Source organism: Oceanobacillus zhaokaii (genome assembly GCF_003352005.1).
GTDB lineage: Bacteria > Bacillota > Bacilli > Bacillales > Amphibacillaceae > Oceanobacillus > Oceanobacillus zhaokaii.
Map to the genome: position 1 here is coordinate 3,077,891 of NZ_CP024848.1, position 17,214 is coordinate 3,095,104.

Consider the following 17,214-nt stretch of genomic DNA (forward strand, 5'->3'; position numbering starts at 1 on the left):
GTGACAACCTATGTTTATAATTTCTTCTACCAAAAAAGGGAATAAATCCCTTTTACTTTAGAACAGCTGCGGTATCATTTGAATTAATGTCCGCACACCTAATATTGCTGTCAAGATTACAATAATTATACCAAATATAGTCAACCAAATTGGATGTTTGTAATCTCCCATGATTTTTTTATTGTTTGCTGCAAGCAGCATCGACCCAAGTGTTAACGGCAGAATCAATCCGTTCAAAGCACCTGCAAGCACAAGCAGGACTGCTGCGTTACCGATAAAGATGAAGACTAGTGTTGAAAATACGATAAAACCAATAATCCAGTAATTCGCATGTTTTTCAATTTTCTTACTGAATGATTTTAGGAAGGATACTGAAGTGTAGGCAGCACCTACCACTGATGTTATTCCAGCAACCCACAATACTAAGCCAAATAGACGGAAACCAATATCACCAGCTGCATGCTGGAAAACCGTTGCCGCAGGATTCGCCGGGTCCAAATTAACCCCTTTAGAAACAACCCCTAATACAGCTAAGAAGAGCATGATGCGAACAAGCGAAGCGACACCAATACCCATTATCGCTGTTCGATCTACTTCTCGAATACTTTCTTTTCCGGTAATACCCGCATCTAGCAGACGATGCCCACCAGAAAATGTAATATATCCACCAACAGTACCTCCGACAATCGTAATAATGGCGTAAATATCAAGTTCAATTGGAACAAAAGTACGTAAGACAGCTTCACCAACAGGTGGTTGGCTAACGATCATCACGTATGCAATTAGAATTAATAAAATCCCACCAAGCCATTTAACGATTTGGTCCATTGCAGCACCAGCCTCTTTAGATAAGAAAATGAAGATTGCTAACGCTGCTGATATCACTGCACCTATTTTAACATCTAACCCTAGCATAGCATTTAACCCTAATCCTGTACCACCAATATTCCCAATATTAAAGGCAAGTCCACCAATTACAATAAACACGGCAACAACATAGCCAAGTCCTGGAAAGACTGTGTTGGCAATATCTTGTCCTGGTTTCCCTGAAATTGAAATGATGCGCCAAACATTCATTTGAGCACCGATATCCAGTAAAATTGAAACTAAAATTACAAACCCAAAGCTTGCAAGCAATGATTCCGTAAACACAGCCGTTTGCGTTAAAAATCCTGGTCCTACTGCTGACGTTGCCATTAAGAAGGCCGCCCCAATCAGGGCCCCGCTGCGCTTTTTCTGTTCATTCGTGGACAGTAACTGATTTCCTGTACCTTTTTTCTTATTTACCATCTATGTATCACTCCTTCATACTAATTTTTCAGTTAAGATAAAACAATTTTGCCATAGCCATATAGCTCTTTCTTATCGTTTGCCATCTACCGATTCCTATTCTTGGAAATCATTCCATTTACTTGTGGAAAATCCACGCAGAAAATTTTGACGCTCATCCGTCAAGAAGTGATTAAACCAGCCTAACTAAGGGTCTTCCCGATGTGTAAGTATAGAAGTTAGTAAATTATACCACAGGTTCAATTTAGAATGCTCGCATATTAATCTATTTTGTCGTTTTTTGGTAGTTAAGAGAGTATAAACTTTCTTACTACATAAGAGTAACTAAGGTAGTCACCGAAAGGCTTGGTGGCTGCCAAGTTTTTTCATTTGCATTTATTGAATAGGCTTCTATAAAAAGCTGCTATTCCTTCTAAGTCTATGACTAGAAAAAATAGCAGTTCTTCAAAAATAATCTATTAAAGGAAACTCATCAAAATACTAGCAATGATTACCGAAGAAATTGTAACGGTTGTAAATCCACCGATTAACATTGGCGTAACAAGGTCATTAAAGATCGTCTCTTGCTCTTCTTTCGTTTTTCCAAGGCTTCGACTAACCTCTTCACAAAGAATATAATCACCAGGGAAGCCGAACAATGCAGTTAAAGCAACCGGCACGCCTTTATTTGTGTCCCATTTTAGCCATTTCGAGCTGAGTAATCCACCGATAAGAATCCCAATTACACCGACAACCATGATGAAAATAACTGCTGGCAGATGCTCTGTAAACATCGATGGCGTAATACTATTCATGGAGGACATTACGACAACAATCAACAATGCCATCGTGATTCCGAATGAGTTGGCGCGCTCCATTACTTTTCCAGGGTAAAAGCCTATTAAACTGCCAATAATCCCAATCGCAAGTGCCCATAAACTATAGTTTATTCCCGTGACTGAATCTAGGACAGTTGCAATCGCTCCCCCAATAAATACTTGAAATAGTAAGATTGTGCTTGTTTTATATCGTTCTGGAATACGAATCTTCCATTTTTTCGTTTCCTCTGCTTGTTCTGTATAATCTTTTTCTTTATTCGCCTCTCCTTGATAGGTTCCGTCATGTATTTCCTTCTGAATTTTTAATCCACGTTTGCGAAGAAAGTAGGCTGCTAATGGCATTCCAACGAAATTTTGAATTCCTAAAATTAAGGCTGGTATTGTCACCAAGCTGACAAGTCCTATCTCGGTTAGTTTTTCCGCACTAATAATATAGGCAATGATTCCACCTGTTAATGGTCCAAGTGCAGAAGCAGCTCCTGCATAACCAATAATCGGCGCGACAATTGCTAAGACGAGAAAGACTGCGACAATTACACCAGAAAGAGCGATAATCACCGCTTTATACTGTTCCTTTAATTGTTTAAACGGGATTAACGTCCCCATATGGACGATAAGTACAGCTGGAAGCATCGCTGCGAATGGAACGAAGTACGACTTTTCCGCAATATCTTCCGGAAATACACCTGTCCATAATAACATCAAGTAACCGAAGAAAACGATAAATAGCATTGGAATTCTTGCCTTCGAGGCAATGGAAATTATTTCAGCTATTGCAAATAACGCAAAGATCATCGCGGCAGCAACTAATGGTTCATTAAACATATTGATCAACTACTTTCTGATAGATGTATTTTTCTCACACTTTTCTGCCACGCTTCATTAATCAAGAAAAATTATCACTTATTTCAGTGAAAGTTATTTACCAAATCTGAAAATTCACTCCCTATAACTGCGTGTTCTGTGTAGATTATCCGTTATTATAAATAGATTTTTCTATATTAACAATACTTTTTAATATAGTTTAACTATTAAAAATAATGAATGCGCTTCATTATTATCTGATTTATTGGACTGTAGAAAATTATATAACAATTATTTCATAAAACTGTTATAATAAACAAAAAATACCTTTGGGGGTTGTACATATTGTTGAATAAAGTTTCAGAATTAATCGATAAATTATATCCAGAAACAGTCGAAAGACGTCGCTATTTGCATCAACATCCAGAGCTTTCATTTAAAGAAACAGAAACAGCGAAATACATCGCTAGTTTTTATGACAGCCTCGGTATTCCTTATGAAAAAAATGTCGGCGGAAATGGCGTAATCGCAACATTAGTTGGTGGAAAACCTGGCAAAAAGGTTGCATTACGTGCAGATTTCGACGCATTACCAATTGACGATGAAAAGGATGTTCCATATAAATCGACTGTACCAGGCGTGATGCACGCTTGTGGTCATGATGGTCATACAGCTACATTACTTACGATTGCCAAAGCATTATTTGAGCATCAAGCAGAGCTGCCGGGAACTGTTGTATTTGTCCACCAGCATGCAGAAGAACAATTACCTGGCGGGGCGAAATCAATTGTTGAATCAGGGATTTTAGATGATATTGACGCTGTATTTGGTACGCATCTACAATCATTAGTGCCGCTTGGAGAAATTCAAACTTCTAAAGATGTCCTAATGGCTGGTGCTGATGCATTTGAATTAACAATTCAAGGTAAAGGCGGACACGGTGCCTCTCCACATGAAACAAAGGATGCAGTTGTCATTGGTGCCAAGATTGTTTCCCAGTTCCAAGAAATTATTAGCAGAAGGATTGACCCTCTTAAAACGGCTGTACTTACAATTGGTTCATTCCATTCCGGAAGTAATTTCAATATAATTGCTGATAAAGCGACAATGAAGGGAACTGTTCGTCATTTAGATCCTGAAGTACAAGAGCAAGTTATCGAGGAAATGGAAAGAATTCTACAAGGTATTTGCCTTGCGAATGATGTGACGTATGAGCTTAGTTATACAAAAGGATATCCACCAACAAAAAACCATCCACAAGAAGCAGAAATCGTACTTGAAGCTGCGAAAGAGGTACAAGGTGTTGAAGTTGTAAAGGAAGTTGTACCTGTGATGGGCGGAGAGGATTTCTCTTATTATACAATCCATAAACCAGGAGCATTCTTCTTTACCGGAGCAAGAAAAGAAGATAACCTATACCCACATCATCATCCAAGATTCGATTTCGATGAAAAAGCAATGCCAATTGCTGCGAAAACTTTAGTTGCAGCATATTTACGATACCAAGAGCAAGCGTAAATTATTAAATTATGGATTAAGTTTGTCTTGTAACCCAACGAATCACGGCCCGATGGGAAAATATCGGACCGTGATTTTTTCTGATGATTTCTTTAATTGGTGCTGACAGCAGCTTCATCCTGACTAAAAATACCCTTCTTCTTTTTACCTGGAGTTAGCTTCCGTTCCAGCCAGCAGTACGTCTCCAACTCAAAACCTCCAGACTAATATTCTCCTTTCCTTTCCCTATCCTTGTAAAAATGAAACCTAATTTTTTATAAAACTATGTATATAAAAAAAGCTGCAGATTCTTTATGGAGTTACATCCATTAAGAATCTGCAGCTTTATCTTTGTGTATTATCTTAATTCTAATAACTTTTGTTTCAATTCATTTTCCATGCTTTCTAAATCACGCTCTGCCTGGTATCGTTTTTCCCGGCCTTCTGTTTGAATACGAAGCGTTTCCTCGATTGTTGAAAGTAAGTGTTCTTGGGTCTTCTTCAAGGTTTCAATGTCAACAAGCCCACGTTCATTTTCTTTCGCAGTTTCAATCGTATTTACTTTTAACATTTCTGCATTCTTCAGCAATAAATCATTCGTTGTTTGTGATACTTGCTTCTGCGCCTCAACTGCAGTTCGCTGACGAAGCAAAGTGAGTGCAATTGCAATTTGGTTTTTCCAAAGTGGGATTGCCGTTAAAATTGAGGCCTGGATTTTCTCTACTAATGCCTGATTGGTATTTTGAATCAATCTTATTTGGGGAGCACTTTGCATCGTAATTTCCCGACTCAATTTTAAATCATGCATCCGCTTTTCTAACCGCTCGGCAAATTGCATCATGTCATTTACATCCTGATAATCCATTTGACTTTGGCTCAGGTTTGCTTTTTGTTTAAGTGCTGGGATCGTCACCGTTTCAAGCTCTTCTATTTTTACTTCACCAGCAGCAATGTAAATGTTCAGTGCATCATAATAATCTCGATTTTTGTTAAACATTTGCTCAAGGTTCCGGTTGTCCTCTACTAATGCATTTTTGCTTCGATCAAGCTTTACACTAATTCGATCAATTTGCGCACCTGTTTTTTGATATTTTGAAAGCACCTCATTTACTGAATTCGAAATTCGACCGAACATCCGGGCGAATACGCCTCGCTTTTCCGGTTGAAGCTCATCTGGATTCACATGCTCAAGTTTCTTCATTAGATCCTTTAAGATATCGCCAATTTCCCCGACATCTTTATTCTGTACCTGGTCGAGCATCGAATGTGAAAAGTTCAACAACTTAGATTGTGCTTCCGTACCATACATTGAAATTGACTGTGCTTCTTCAGGGTCAATTTGTTTTGCTAATTGGATTGCTTTTTGCTTATTATCCTCAGACATCCGGTCAACTAATCGCTTTGGCTTATCTGTTGTTTGCGGAGTACTTGTCACAGACTCCGTTAGCTCCGTCTTACCAAACGGGTTTGCTAATAATTCATCAATATCATCTTGTCGTTGATTATTATTTTGATTCATTTCAATGCCCTCCAGTCTTTTTTCTTAGATTTACTGATCGACTGCTTCGCTACATCCAGCTCATAATGCAATGTATCGATGTCATTATCAAGCATGATGTACAGATCTTTTTTCACTGTTTCACCAAGAGTTGAAATCGTAATCCGTGTATCTCTTAAAGATTCCATCATCTCACGGTTTTTCACCGGCTGTGAAGATAAAAATGCGTATTTCTCAGCTAATTCTACAAGCGAATCTAAATGATTATAGTAAAACCCTTCCGCTTGATAAAATCGCTTCGGCTCTTTTTTCGTGTTCGAATAGATTTTCTTTACGGTACGAATTATCTCGAAGTTCTGCCTTGCCTGGTCAATACTGCGAATACTCATCAACGCCTTATTTAAGCGGGAAATTTTATTCTTTGCTTCCTGTAAATTATTGTCAATAAATTTATACTCTCTTCTTGATAGTCCAATTCTCCGCACATAGCTGAAGTTCGTAATTTGTTTTACTGAATAGTAAACAACAGCTCCACCTAGAATTGCGAATAGACTTGAGAGAAGGTAGGGTTGTCCAAATGAAAAGAAACTAATCAACCACGTCACCACCGTAGCAAAAAACGCCACCGTTCCTCTTAACATAAATTGTAAAAACGCCAGCAAATAATCAACTCCTATATCAATCCAAATTTTTTTGGAATCAATAATTCTTACGATTAACCTAGTAAAAAAGTTTCATTTAATTCTATTTTACGTGACAAACTACTGTTATGCCAAATAGAAAGAAGATTAAGCTTAATATTTGTCCTGGTGAACCCTTTCCTTTATGATTTCAAGTATAACAGATAAGGGGGAATAGATTCTATGGTAGAGAAAGTAGGGATTGATGCTGGGGGTTCGTTAATCAAAGTAGCTTATGAAGACAATAATGAGTTCGTTTTCAAGACTTTCTCGCAAATGGATTCATTATTAGAATGGTTGAACAGCATTTCATTAGGGGCAGAGCTTTATTTAACTGGCGGAAAAAGCGGATATTTGCAAGATGTTGTAAAGCAAAAAAGCCATTTAAAAGAAGAATTTCAAGCGATTATAGATGGCACACGCCTTTTGCTAGAGAAGGAGCACAGAGGCATCCCTGACAGTTATCTTATCACAAGTATTGGCACTGGAACATCTGTCTTCCATGTTGCTGGGGAAACTCACAATCGCCTCTTAGGAAGTGGAATTGGTGGTGGCACATTAATGGGACTAGGAAAACTGCTAACTGGTGAGGTGGAATTTCAGAGTATCATTTCACTTGCGGAAAATGGGAACCGGCAGAACAGTGATCTATTGGTTAAAGATATTTACACACCTAGTCATGCCCCCTTATTAGGAGAATTAACTGCTGCAAACTTTGGCAAAGCTCATTTAAATGAACATGCAACTACCGGGGACCATATAGCAAGTCTTATTCAATTAATTGGCGAGACAATTATTTCCTTAGCAGGACAAGCAGCTGTAGCAACTGGCACAGAAAAAATCGTTTTTGTGGGCAGTACACTTAATGGAAATAAACCTTTGAAAAAGGTGCTGGGCAGCTTTCAGGAAATGATGCCGTATGAGCCACTATATTTAGAGAAGGGAGCATATGTTGGAGCGATTGGGAGTTTGGTTTAGGGGCTAAATCTATGGCTGATGATATATTCGATTCATAGCTTTAGGTAGGTCGGGGGTTCTGCATCCAAACAATTTTTAATAATACTATTTTTTCTCGCATACTTTTATATAATTTATCAACTAATATTGTCAAAATTCGAGAAATTCCGGGCACGATGTCAAACACCCAAACCTTTCTTTTCTTTTCACATATTTTATCAATAGATATTGTGATAAAGGAGTGAAAGCAATTGGATCCTAAAAACATACGGTTAGATAGGTTTGATTTGGATATGAGGCCCCTTCGTGATTTCATGGGTCGTATGGATAATCTTTTCAATCAATCATTCAAGCAAATCAATAACCATATTCCGCTTAGATCCTTTTGGGTTGATGTAAATGAAACCGATACAGCTATTATTATTGAAGCATCCTTACAGGGTTATAAACCCGAACAAATTCAGCTTGAGATCATCGATAATAAAATTAGAATTGATGTAGTCGAGTCAAATATTATAGAAAACAACCGTGCTTCCTACAGTAAAAAACAATATTTCCAACAAAAAGAACGTATCATTACACTTCCATTTACGATTCCTGAAGAAGAAACAAAAGCTTCTTTTAAAAATGGAATACTAAAAATTACTGTCCCAAAGGATAATTCTAAACGGAAATTTCTTTCTATTGATGAATAGTTAGGAAGTTATCATGTAATAAAAAAACTGGTATTCAAAAGAGATTGAATACCAGTTTTTTTAGTTAAGAAATTCATACCTATAAAATGCAATGATGGCAGTTCTGCCAACTAAAGGCATGGCTAAACCCTAGTTTTCTATTGGATAAGAGTATAAGACTCTTCAATTTATAGAAAGACCGCATAACTTTAACAATCTTCCACTCTCCCTGTACATCGGAAAACGACTGCCGCCGCTTTTATAGGTATTATTTCCAGTAATTTGTTAAGAAATAATTCGACATGATAGAAATGTGTAATCTACTACTGAATTTCCTCATCAACCCGACGCATTACTGCATCACTTAATGTATTTAATGCCTTTTCACTTGCTTCCAGTGATTCACCTTTAACACCAAAATAAAATTTGATTTTCGGTTCAGTTCCAGATGGACGAAGGCAGAACCATGATCCGTCGGCTAATTGATATTTCAAGACATTCGATTTTGGCAAGAGGATTTCTTCTTCCACATTATTCCCTGCTAAAATACGTTTACTTGTTAGATAGTCTTCAACCACAGAAACTTGCTTACCTGCAATCACTTGTGGTGGATCATTACGGAACGCCGTTAAAATTGTATTAATCTGTTCGATTCCATCTTTACCCTTTAATGTAAGTGACTGTAATCCTTCTTTATAATAGCCATATTGCTCAAAAACTGCTATAAGTCCTTCGTATAAAGTCATGTTTTTCGATTTATAATAGGCACCAACTTCAGCAAGAAGCATACATGCTTGGACTGCATCTTTGTCACGGACGAAATCACCGATTAAATAGCCATAGCTTTCTTCATAGCCGAATAAAAAGCGATATTCCCCTGTTGATTCATATTCCTTGATTTTTTCACCGATAAATTTAAACCCTGTCAATGTGTCAATCGTTTCTAATCCATTTGCAGTTGCAATGTCACGACCAAGTTCAGATGTTACAATCGTTTTCAATACAACAGCATTTTCTGCAAGCGTTCCTTGCTTCTGCTTTTCTGTTATCAAATAATGAAGTAATAGTGCGCCAACCTGATTTCCAGTCAACACCTCATATTCCCCTTTACTATTACGTACTGCTACCCCTACTCTGTCTGTATCCGGATCCGTTCCAAGAAGCATATCTGCACCAAGTTTTTCGCCATATTGAATAGCGATTTCAAATGCAGCATGTTCTTCAGGGTTTGGTGATGTAACAGTTGGGAAGCTCGAGTCTGGAAGTTCCTGCTCTTTAACAACTTGTATATGTTTAAAACCGAGTGCTTCCAATCCTTTTCTAACAGGGACATTTCCCGTTCCATGTAAAGGTGTATAGACAATTTTAAAATCATCTGCAACTTGCTTGATCACATCTGGATTAACATTTATCGTTTGCAATTGTTTTAAGTAAGCATTGTCAACGGTTTCTCCAATTATATTCAGGATACCAGCAGCTTTTAGTTCTTCCTCACCACCGACTTTAACCTCTAGTTCATTTTCTACTTCGTTCACTTTTGAAATGATTTCTTCTGCTACTGCTAGCGAAACCTGAGCCCCATCTTCTCCATAAACCTTGTAACCATTGTATTCAGGTGGGTTATGACTGGCAGTGATAACAATCCCACTATATGCATGCAAATATCTTACTGCAAAAGAAAGCTCTGGTGTGGAACGTAATGATTCAAAAACATATGTATGTATTCCGTGTTTTCCAAGCGTCTTAGCCGCTTCCATTGCAAATTCAGGTGATTTAAATCGAGAATCATATGCGATTGCTACCCCACGATTCTTCGCTTCCTCACCATGTGCTTCGATGTACCTGGCAAGGCCTTCTGTTGCTTTACGGATAGAATAAATATTCATTCGGTTTGTACCTGGTCCAATCTCGCCGCGAATTCCACCTGTACCGAATTCGAGTGTCTTATAAAAACTATCTTCCAATTGCTTTGGATCATTCTCGATTTCATCAAGTTGACCCTTCAATTCTACATCCAGGTTCTCAAATTGCTTCCATTTCTCGTAGTTCGTCTGCCAGCTCAACACGTAACCCCCATACTAAAATTATTATCTTCAAAATATTGTTTCAATAGACTTTCCTACACTCATTATACAAGGTAATATCTATTAAATCAAAGGTTTATCTTGGGTGCCTGTCACTCCCGAAATATGCAGAAAACAGTCGAATAAACTGCAAGCCAGTGTTGATTAGAGTTCAGAACATAAAAAAGCCTGGTATTTTATAAATACACAGGCAGATTGACTCTTTTCATTCGACAAAACTCGAGGAGTGCCAGGCACCTCCCTATCCTAATAATGTCGTAATCATCCAGCTTGAACCGTAGTAAATCATGAATTGTACTCCTACTCCAAGCCCGAGGAAGCGATTTAGCATGCCACCAACGACTGCTACTGCGAATGTCACAAGTACTCCAGTCAGTTCCCCTTCATAAAACGCTAGTAGACATACAATACCAATAAACATGCCGATAATTGCTTCTTGGTTCACTTTCTTCATGATAAAGACGGTTGCCTTTCGAGCATAATTCATCGAAAACGGATAGGCAATTAACGCTGCGATCATGAGCCCAATTAATCCATAGATAAAGAAATCCATCGGTTCTAGCATCGTGTGCAAATTATGGACCGGATCCGTTGAATACACTGGTGGTGCATTAAATAGTGCTGATGCAGGTCCAAGCGTAACTGGGCTAAGCGGTATCCCGAATGCAACTAATGGGATGATTGTTTCAGCAACATACGTTGATTCCGTTACTCCGTTCATCGTTGCTAGACTGCTTGTTGCCTTTTTGTATTGGCCCTTTATTCTTGAACCAATTAATTCACCCATTAGTGAGGTCATTCCAACTGGACTTAAAGCAAATGTGAATGAGGACAGGAAGGAAGTGCCTGCAACTTGACCTGCTTGCTTTTTCGTTAGCACTTTAAATGGGTTTGGAAAATAACCCGACCATGCCTTTTTCTCTGGAGCAAGCTTGTACTCATTCATTTCCTTCTTTTCTACCATTGGACGAGCACTCTTCGATGTTGCTAGTAATAAATCAACTAACATCGGCCCAATCGCTATTCCTAAAAAGAAGCTGATTGAAAGTGATTTATCAAGAATGGATGAACTAATCAACCCTAAACCTTGGAAAATAAGGGCAACTGGGAGTATTAGTAAAACACTGACCCAGCGACCTTTTGAAAAATAGCCGATTAGGACTGCCGCTGCAGTAAAGATAATCCCTGCGTTTTCCTGAAAGAATTCCCCAAATTGACTAAGGAACATCGCAAATAACAAAGATATTGGCAGGGCAATAAATGCACCAATCACTCCACCAGAAATCATTTTGCGAAGGGCGATGTGCGGAAGTCCAATTCTTCTTAAAAAGTTAGCATGCTCAAGCATTGGCGCAGCTAACGTGTCACCTGGTACTCCCATTAATGCAGTGGGAATCGCATGGGTTAAGTGTTTTGCTAAGATTGCCGACATAAAGAAAGCAAACACAGCCTCTGGCGGTGTGCCTAATAATACGACAATCAAAGTGAACGGCACTAATACGGCTGTTTCATCTGATCCTGACACGACACCAATCAGTGTAAACAGCACACCCCCTATAATAGCGAAGACAATCGCAATCATTAACGTACTCAATTCTTAGGATCCTCCTTTTCAGCTAGATACATCTCCGCAATTCCGAGTTCTTTCATTTCCTTATGTAATACCGGATCATTCAAAATTGCAACACGTTCTTCAGCTAAATCAAATTGTAGTTCTTCATATACCTCTTTTAATTCCTCACTTGTATTCGCCGTCTCATTTAGCGTACGCTTCGGCTTAAACAAAAGCGCATTTACAACTAGCCCGACTAGGCTGCCAGCAATTCCAAGCAATAAGGAATAAGACTGTACCATTGTTTCTGGGGCAAAACGTGGGAAAATGCTTTTTCCGATTAAAAATGCCCCCAAACTAAAAATTAAACTAATACAAATGGTCGCTATTAAATGTTTATCATAAACAGTATCGCCAATAACCTCTACATATGTTCTTGACTCATTCTGATTTACATCATTATTATTATTCATCACCAATTACTCCTTTAAATGAATTCACCAAAACAATTCTACATTAAAAGGGGGGTGCCTGTCACTACCCGATTTTTGTCGTTAATTGTCGATTAAAATACGCAAGTTCCGATAAATGATGGTTCATCCAAACTTGCGTCTAAATTTATTATGCAATTTAATAACTAATTTATCCTAAATCACGAAATCAAGTAATTCACAATTTCCATTTTGAAAGTACCACAGCACACTCGTGTAACCACTAGTTATCAATTAGACTATCGAATCATTCAAATGGCTTGAGTTATTTAAAATGATTAACTTCTCATTATAGTGTTTTAAAATATCAAATATTTCTGGCTTACTCTCACGTTCAAAGACGGCATTATAGCTATAGATCTTTCAATATTCTATATGTCGGTTTATAATTTGCTTTTTCAAAACCGTTTTTTTGCATGATAAATCTCTTGATAATCCTAAATTTTCTTAGTGAATAATTAGTATCTAAAAATATGATTAAATCAGCATTTTGAATACATGGGGATACTCATGTATGGTGAACTCCTTCAATAATCCAATAATGTTGTTAAATAATTTTTCTTAAATATTCATTACGTTCAGCAACGGTTCTTTTTATATCACCATTTTGACTTCTAATCCGAACAACGATATCCAATTCATAATATGGGATATTCATTTTAGAAAATAAATCTCTTACTAATGTTGTTTTTTCACTCCCTATTGAACCCATAATATGTATTCTTCTGATATCGTCTTTCATGTATAATCACCTTGTAATATGTCATTATTTTAATGCTATAACTTTACCACTATTAAGGGATATTACCGCTTATTAAATAGAGTGAAGACTATTTTTCCCTCAGACGAATCAAACATTGTTTTAACTGCAAGGCTTTCTTGTTCTCTAGTTTTGTTTTCTCATAATCTATCAAAATATGTTCTATTACATCATCTTCCATCACAATCTGAAACCATGAATTTACTCGACTCCCAATGGGAAGATTATGTTTCGGCACAACGATTTCCGTATTTGATTCCTCGATGAGGATAACTGCACTCTCATCACTTTCCCAGCGATCGAGAACTCCACTTATAGTTATTTGAGTTTCGTTAACCAATTCAAAATCTCTCGATCCTAAGATTGTTCCGAATATCCCGTATTCTAGTATTATTAGAATCAATAAGAGAGTACCGAGAAATATAGCAAACTGTAAATAAAACGCAACTCTATTCTCTTTTGATTGATGCTTCATCTATTTTTTCCTCACAGTGTTATCAAGAATTCTTCTGACTGTATCTCATCCTCTTCAATATACAAAAACGCATGGTATTGCTTCCGCTTTTCCTGCTCATTTCCAGAGAAAAAATCTAATAGTCTAGCATTCGAAATATGATAATATTGCCGATAACTGCTCCACCGATAACTTTCAGGATTGCTTACCATTCCTGCTTTAACCGGATTAAGATGGATGTAACGGCTCACTTTCAGCATGCTTAGGAGAGTGGAAATCCGCTCATCAAAGAATCGTTGTTCAAAAACATGGCCGGTTATTCCGTGTTTATTATTGGTAGTTAAGAAAGTATAAAACATTTCTTACTACATAAGTGCAACTAAGGCTGTAACCTAAAGGCTTGGTTAAACCTTAGTATTCTAATAATAATCAGCGTAGCGCTTATTTACTAGTGACATGATTTTTGAGATAGGTTGATCTGTGGAACGCATTTGTAAATAGAAATGATTTTCAGACAATAAGAGGCAAGCTCAAATCGTATTTTTTGTTTCACTTGATGAAGTAGATGGCGGAACATTTTATAATCAGGCTCCTCATAGAAAAGCGCACCTCGCCTATTTCCCCGAGAAATGATATGGTAAAATGAATTAGGTAACCAAATACGCCTCTTCCTAGCCATACTAACCCACCCTTTTTAAGATAAAATAGTATTATTAAAAACGCAAACAAAGGAAATTCAATTATCAAGCAATTTTCAGTCGCAATAATTCAATTTAATCCTAGAGAGAAATTGAATTATTAATAGGATACCGAATATAAAAAATGACTTTAATAGATTCTATCGTCAAATTTTGACAAAAACCGGGAAGTGCCAGACACCCAAACGAGCATAGGCACTCAAATACGCACACCTTAAGGGGGTAAACAAATGAGATTATTTCTTTCTATGATTCTCTCTGTTCTATTAGTTGCTTGTGGACAAGGGGCAGAACAGGAAACATTACAAGATAATCCTCTTCATGAAGCTGAGAAGCATACAGAGATAGCTACTGAGAGCGAAAATGAGAAAACAACTGATGAAGCAGATAGTTCAGCTGTGGCAGACTCTTCATCATCGAAACAGACAAGTGAAGAGCCTAGCAGTAATACAAATCTAAACGAGCTAAAAGTGCATTACATTGATGCTGGACAAGCAAATGCTGCGTTACTTCAGTATTCAGATCAACAAAATTCATACACAATACTTTATGATACTGGGGATTGGAATCGAAATGATGTTGTAAACTATTTAGCTGACCAAAACATTTCATCTATCGACTTAATTATCGTGAGTCATCCAGACGCAGATCATATCGGCCAATTAGGAGAAATCGTAAGAACTTACGATACAGGGGAAGTATGGCTTTCAGGAAATGAAAGTTCTTCCGAAACCTTTCAAAATGCACTTGAGGCAGTAATTGCAAGTGATGCAGACTACCATGAACCAAGAACTGGAGAATCATTTGACATCGGCCCGCTTCAGCTGGATATCCTTTATCCATCGTCGATTTCTGGCAATACGAATGAGGAATCCATTTCCATTCTGTTTACATATGGTAATACGAAATTTCTCTTTACTGGTGATGCTGGCACAAGTGAAGAATTGGAAATGATTGGTACTGGTATTGATATCCAAGCAGATATTTTACAGCTTGGTCATCATGGGTCGAACACGTCCACTGACCCGGCATTTCTCAAGGCTGTCAGTCCATCTGTCGCCATTTATAGCGCGGGATTAGACAATAGCTATGGCCACCCGAGTCCAGGGGTTGTATCATCCGTGCAAAATGCTGGAATTGAACTATACGGTACAGATGTAAATGGCACGATTATCGTTACGACCGATGGGGAAGATTATAGTATTGAAACGAATAAGGATGGGACTGTAAGCCCGCCGAGTAGGGCTTCTGCAAATGCAACTAATGAGAATGAAGAAGCTGCGACAAGCGAAGAAAATGTTAATTCATCTTCATGTATCAATATTAATCAAGCATCGATTGAGGAAGTACAGGAAATAATTCATATTGGACCTGAAAGAGCACAGGATTTAATCGATCTAAGACCGTATGATTCTGTGGACGGGCTCACCCATATCAAAGGAATTGACCCTGCAAGAATTGCTGATATAAAAAATGAAGGAATTGCATGTGTAGGAGGGTAAACAATGAAGGGTATTCTGGATCGCTTCGAGGGTGATAAAGCTATCATCCTTATTGAAGAAATAAGTGATGAATTCATTATCCCAAAAGCAGAATTGCCATCTGGAAGTAAACAGCAGACAGTATTCCATTTAGAAAAGTCGAATGACAGCTATAAAATACTAGCCATCGACGAGTCGGCAGCAAACGCCGCAGCTCAAAAATCAGCTATCTTGATGGATAAACTACGAGCAAAAAGCAGCGGCAGTAAATTTAATAGAAAATGATTAAATCGGCTATCCAAAATGGATAGCCGATTTAAATTTGAATGGATTTAATCAAGTTCGGCAGCATGGGCTCCACCCAAAGCAATAGCCACTGCAAGTCTCATGCTCAATACACGATCATCGCATGTCCACCAGCCTGCTCAAAAATATTAAACAAATGCTCTGCTTGATATGTGACATGTCCTTTCAAAGGGTCCATTGCAAACACGTTATCATCTTTAAATCCAGTTAACACAACGGTATGCGAATTTGTTGGAACATTAATCTTTTCGGTTGTCCCTTTAATATACCAGGAATAATTAACTCGGGGCTCTTTCATATCAACCGTTGTCCACATTATCACCGGGATACCTTCAGAAAGTAACTGATAGATGTCTTGTTCAGAACTTCCGTTAATATTTTTGACTGTATGACTCTCATCATTATTCACAGCGAAATAACGCTCTGCTGTATGAACAATTGGTTCTGCATAGCTAAAGAATCCTTGCTGTTCGCTTCTTGGATTACCTGCATAGGCCTGATGCGGGTCCGCACCGACGAGTTTATTATTTGACCGGGTAAATGCAATCTTAGGCATATATTTATCTGCTAATTCCAATTTATTTGTTTCATATCCATAATAGTCGAGAACTGCTGCAAGTGCTGTTACTTCACAACCATTTGGAAGTTCTGGAGTTTGTAAAATTGATTCTACAGGAAGTTGAACCGATGTAACCTCAATATCTTTCTCCTCTGTTCGTTTATAGTCCTTTATAAAGCCTGGGACATTATTTTCAATCGTAATTCGATTATTCTCGCTGCTTAACATTAACTCATGCTGATCCGTATTCAATTGATATGGCTCTAATACATTTGTTTGCTGCACATAGTAGTTTCGGGAGAGAGGCAATAAACTGGTCGTAGCGACACCATCAATCGATGTCTCGATTACCTCTATTACTTCATTCTTCTCTGCATCTATGATCTGAAATTTACTGTTTTTGATTGGATAGCCCCGTTGAGCATCAACACTAACAACGGTCAATACCCCGCTGTCCTGCTCTAAAAAGTCTGCAATCATCGCGTAAACCTTATCTCCCTGTGTACCTGCAATAAAAATCCCTAGGAAAAGCAGGAAAAAGAGAATGGTATTGCGGATAATCAGTTTCACAATAAAATGCTCCTTTATTGCAATAAAGCAGACAAGCAGGC

The 17,214-nt window shown here is 37.9% G+C and carries 16 protein-coding genes; 5 read left to right on the forward strand and 11 right to left on the reverse strand.

The features are described from left to right. Nucleotides 1-57: 57 nt before the first annotated feature. Together CUC15_RS15515 and CUC15_RS15520 are read right to left on the reverse strand one after the other, a co-directional pair. Nucleotides 58-1,290: an NRAMP family divalent metal transporter gene (locus CUC15_RS15515; RefSeq protein ID WP_114917536.1), complete on the reverse strand. Its 1,233-nt coding sequence runs from the start codon at nucleotides 1,288-1,290 to the stop codon at nucleotides 58-60. A gap of 458 nt (nucleotides 1,291-1,748) precedes the next feature. Then, complete coding sequence (locus CUC15_RS15520; RefSeq protein ID WP_114917537.1) at nucleotides 1,749-2,933, reverse strand: hypothetical protein; 1,185 nt, start codon at nucleotides 2,931-2,933, stop codon at nucleotides 1,749-1,751. A gap of 324 nt (nucleotides 2,934-3,257) precedes the next feature. Here CUC15_RS15520 and CUC15_RS15525 point away from each other — a divergent pair, with 324 nt between their 5' ends. Further along, nucleotides 3,258-4,430, forward strand: coding sequence for a M20 family metallopeptidase (locus CUC15_RS15525; protein WP_114917538.1), 1,173 nt, complete (start codon nucleotides 3,258-3,260; stop codon nucleotides 4,428-4,430). Between the two features lie 337 nt (nucleotides 4,431-4,767). On the opposite strand, the gene CUC15_RS15530 is transcribed toward CUC15_RS15525, so the two are convergent. After that, complete coding sequence (locus tag CUC15_RS15530; protein WP_114917539.1) at nucleotides 4,768-5,928, reverse strand: toxic anion resistance protein; 1,161 nt, start codon at nucleotides 5,926-5,928, stop codon at nucleotides 4,768-4,770. Next, nucleotides 5,925-6,569 carry a 5-bromo-4-chloroindolyl phosphate hydrolysis family protein gene (locus tag CUC15_RS15535; protein ID WP_242985881.1) on the reverse strand — a complete coding sequence of 215 codons (645 nt, stop codon included), beginning with the start codon at nucleotides 6,567-6,569 and terminating at the stop codon, nucleotides 5,925-5,927. Before CUC15_RS15535 ends, CUC15_RS15530 begins: the two co-directional genes overlap by 4 nt. A 201-nt stretch (nucleotides 6,570-6,770) precedes the next feature. On the opposite strand from CUC15_RS15535, the gene coaW reads away from it, so the two are divergent. Together coaW and CUC15_RS15545 are read left to right on the forward strand one after the other, a co-directional pair. After that, a complete protein-coding gene (gene coaW / locus CUC15_RS15540; protein ID WP_114917540.1) occupies nucleotides 6,771-7,565 on the forward strand; it encodes a type II pantothenate kinase in 795 nt (264 codons plus the stop codon). 230 nt (nucleotides 7,566-7,795) lie between these two features. Beyond that, a complete protein-coding gene (locus CUC15_RS15545) occupies nucleotides 7,796-8,239 on the forward strand; it encodes an Hsp20/alpha crystallin family protein (RefSeq protein ID WP_242985882.1) in 444 nt (147 codons plus the stop codon). 302 nt (nucleotides 8,240-8,541) lie between these two features. Here CUC15_RS15545 and CUC15_RS15550 read toward each other — a convergent pair whose 3' ends face one another. The 6 genes from CUC15_RS15550 to CUC15_RS20730 form a co-directional block, all read right to left on the reverse strand. Further along, nucleotides 8,542-10,281, reverse strand: coding sequence for a phospho-sugar mutase (locus CUC15_RS15550; protein WP_114917541.1), 1,740 nt, complete (start codon nucleotides 10,279-10,281; stop codon nucleotides 8,542-8,544). A gap of 262 nt (nucleotides 10,282-10,543) precedes the next feature. Further along, the gene (locus CUC15_RS15555; protein WP_114917542.1) at nucleotides 10,544-11,896 is read right to left on the reverse strand and encodes a tripartite tricarboxylate transporter permease; all 1,353 of its coding nucleotides are present in this window, start codon (nucleotides 11,894-11,896) and stop codon (nucleotides 10,544-10,546) included. Next, complete coding sequence (locus CUC15_RS15560; protein WP_114917543.1) at nucleotides 11,893-12,327, reverse strand: hypothetical protein; 435 nt, start codon at nucleotides 12,325-12,327, stop codon at nucleotides 11,893-11,895. Before CUC15_RS15560 ends, CUC15_RS15555 begins: the two co-directional genes overlap by 4 nt. 565 nt (nucleotides 12,328-12,892) lie before the next feature. Further along, nucleotides 12,893-13,057 (reverse strand): hypothetical protein, encoded by a 165-nt coding sequence (locus tag CUC15_RS20545; RefSeq protein WP_242985883.1) that lies wholly within the window; start codon nucleotides 13,055-13,057, stop codon nucleotides 12,893-12,895. 118 nt (nucleotides 13,058-13,175) lie between these two features. Then, complete coding sequence (locus CUC15_RS15570) at nucleotides 13,176-13,580, reverse strand: DUF3006 family protein (protein ID WP_114917544.1); 405 nt, start codon at nucleotides 13,578-13,580, stop codon at nucleotides 13,176-13,178. Nucleotides 13,581-13,591: 11 nt separating this feature from the next. Beyond that, nucleotides 13,592-13,918 carry a hypothetical protein gene (locus tag CUC15_RS20730; RefSeq protein WP_341457163.1) on the reverse strand — a complete coding sequence of 109 codons (327 nt, stop codon included), beginning with the start codon at nucleotides 13,916-13,918 and terminating at the stop codon, nucleotides 13,592-13,594. 569 nt (nucleotides 13,919-14,487) lie between these two features. Here CUC15_RS20730 and CUC15_RS15580 point away from each other — a divergent pair. Beyond that, nucleotides 14,488-15,759 (forward strand): MBL fold metallo-hydrolase, encoded by a 1,272-nt coding sequence (locus CUC15_RS15580; protein WP_114917545.1) that lies wholly within the window; start codon nucleotides 14,488-14,490, stop codon nucleotides 15,757-15,759. Nucleotides 15,760-15,762: 3 nt separating this feature from the next. Continuing rightward, entirely contained in the window at nucleotides 15,763-16,023 is a 261-nt protein-coding gene (locus CUC15_RS15585; protein WP_114917546.1) for a DUF3006 domain-containing protein, read from the forward strand. Nucleotides 16,024-16,129: 106 nt separating this feature from the next. Here the strand turns inward: CUC15_RS15585 and CUC15_RS15590 are convergent, their stop codons facing one another. After that, the gene (locus tag CUC15_RS15590; protein WP_114917547.1) at nucleotides 16,130-17,173 is read right to left on the reverse strand and encodes a C39 family peptidase; all 1,044 of its coding nucleotides are present in this window, start codon (nucleotides 17,171-17,173) and stop codon (nucleotides 16,130-16,132) included. Nucleotides 17,174-17,214: the final 41 nt, after the last annotated feature.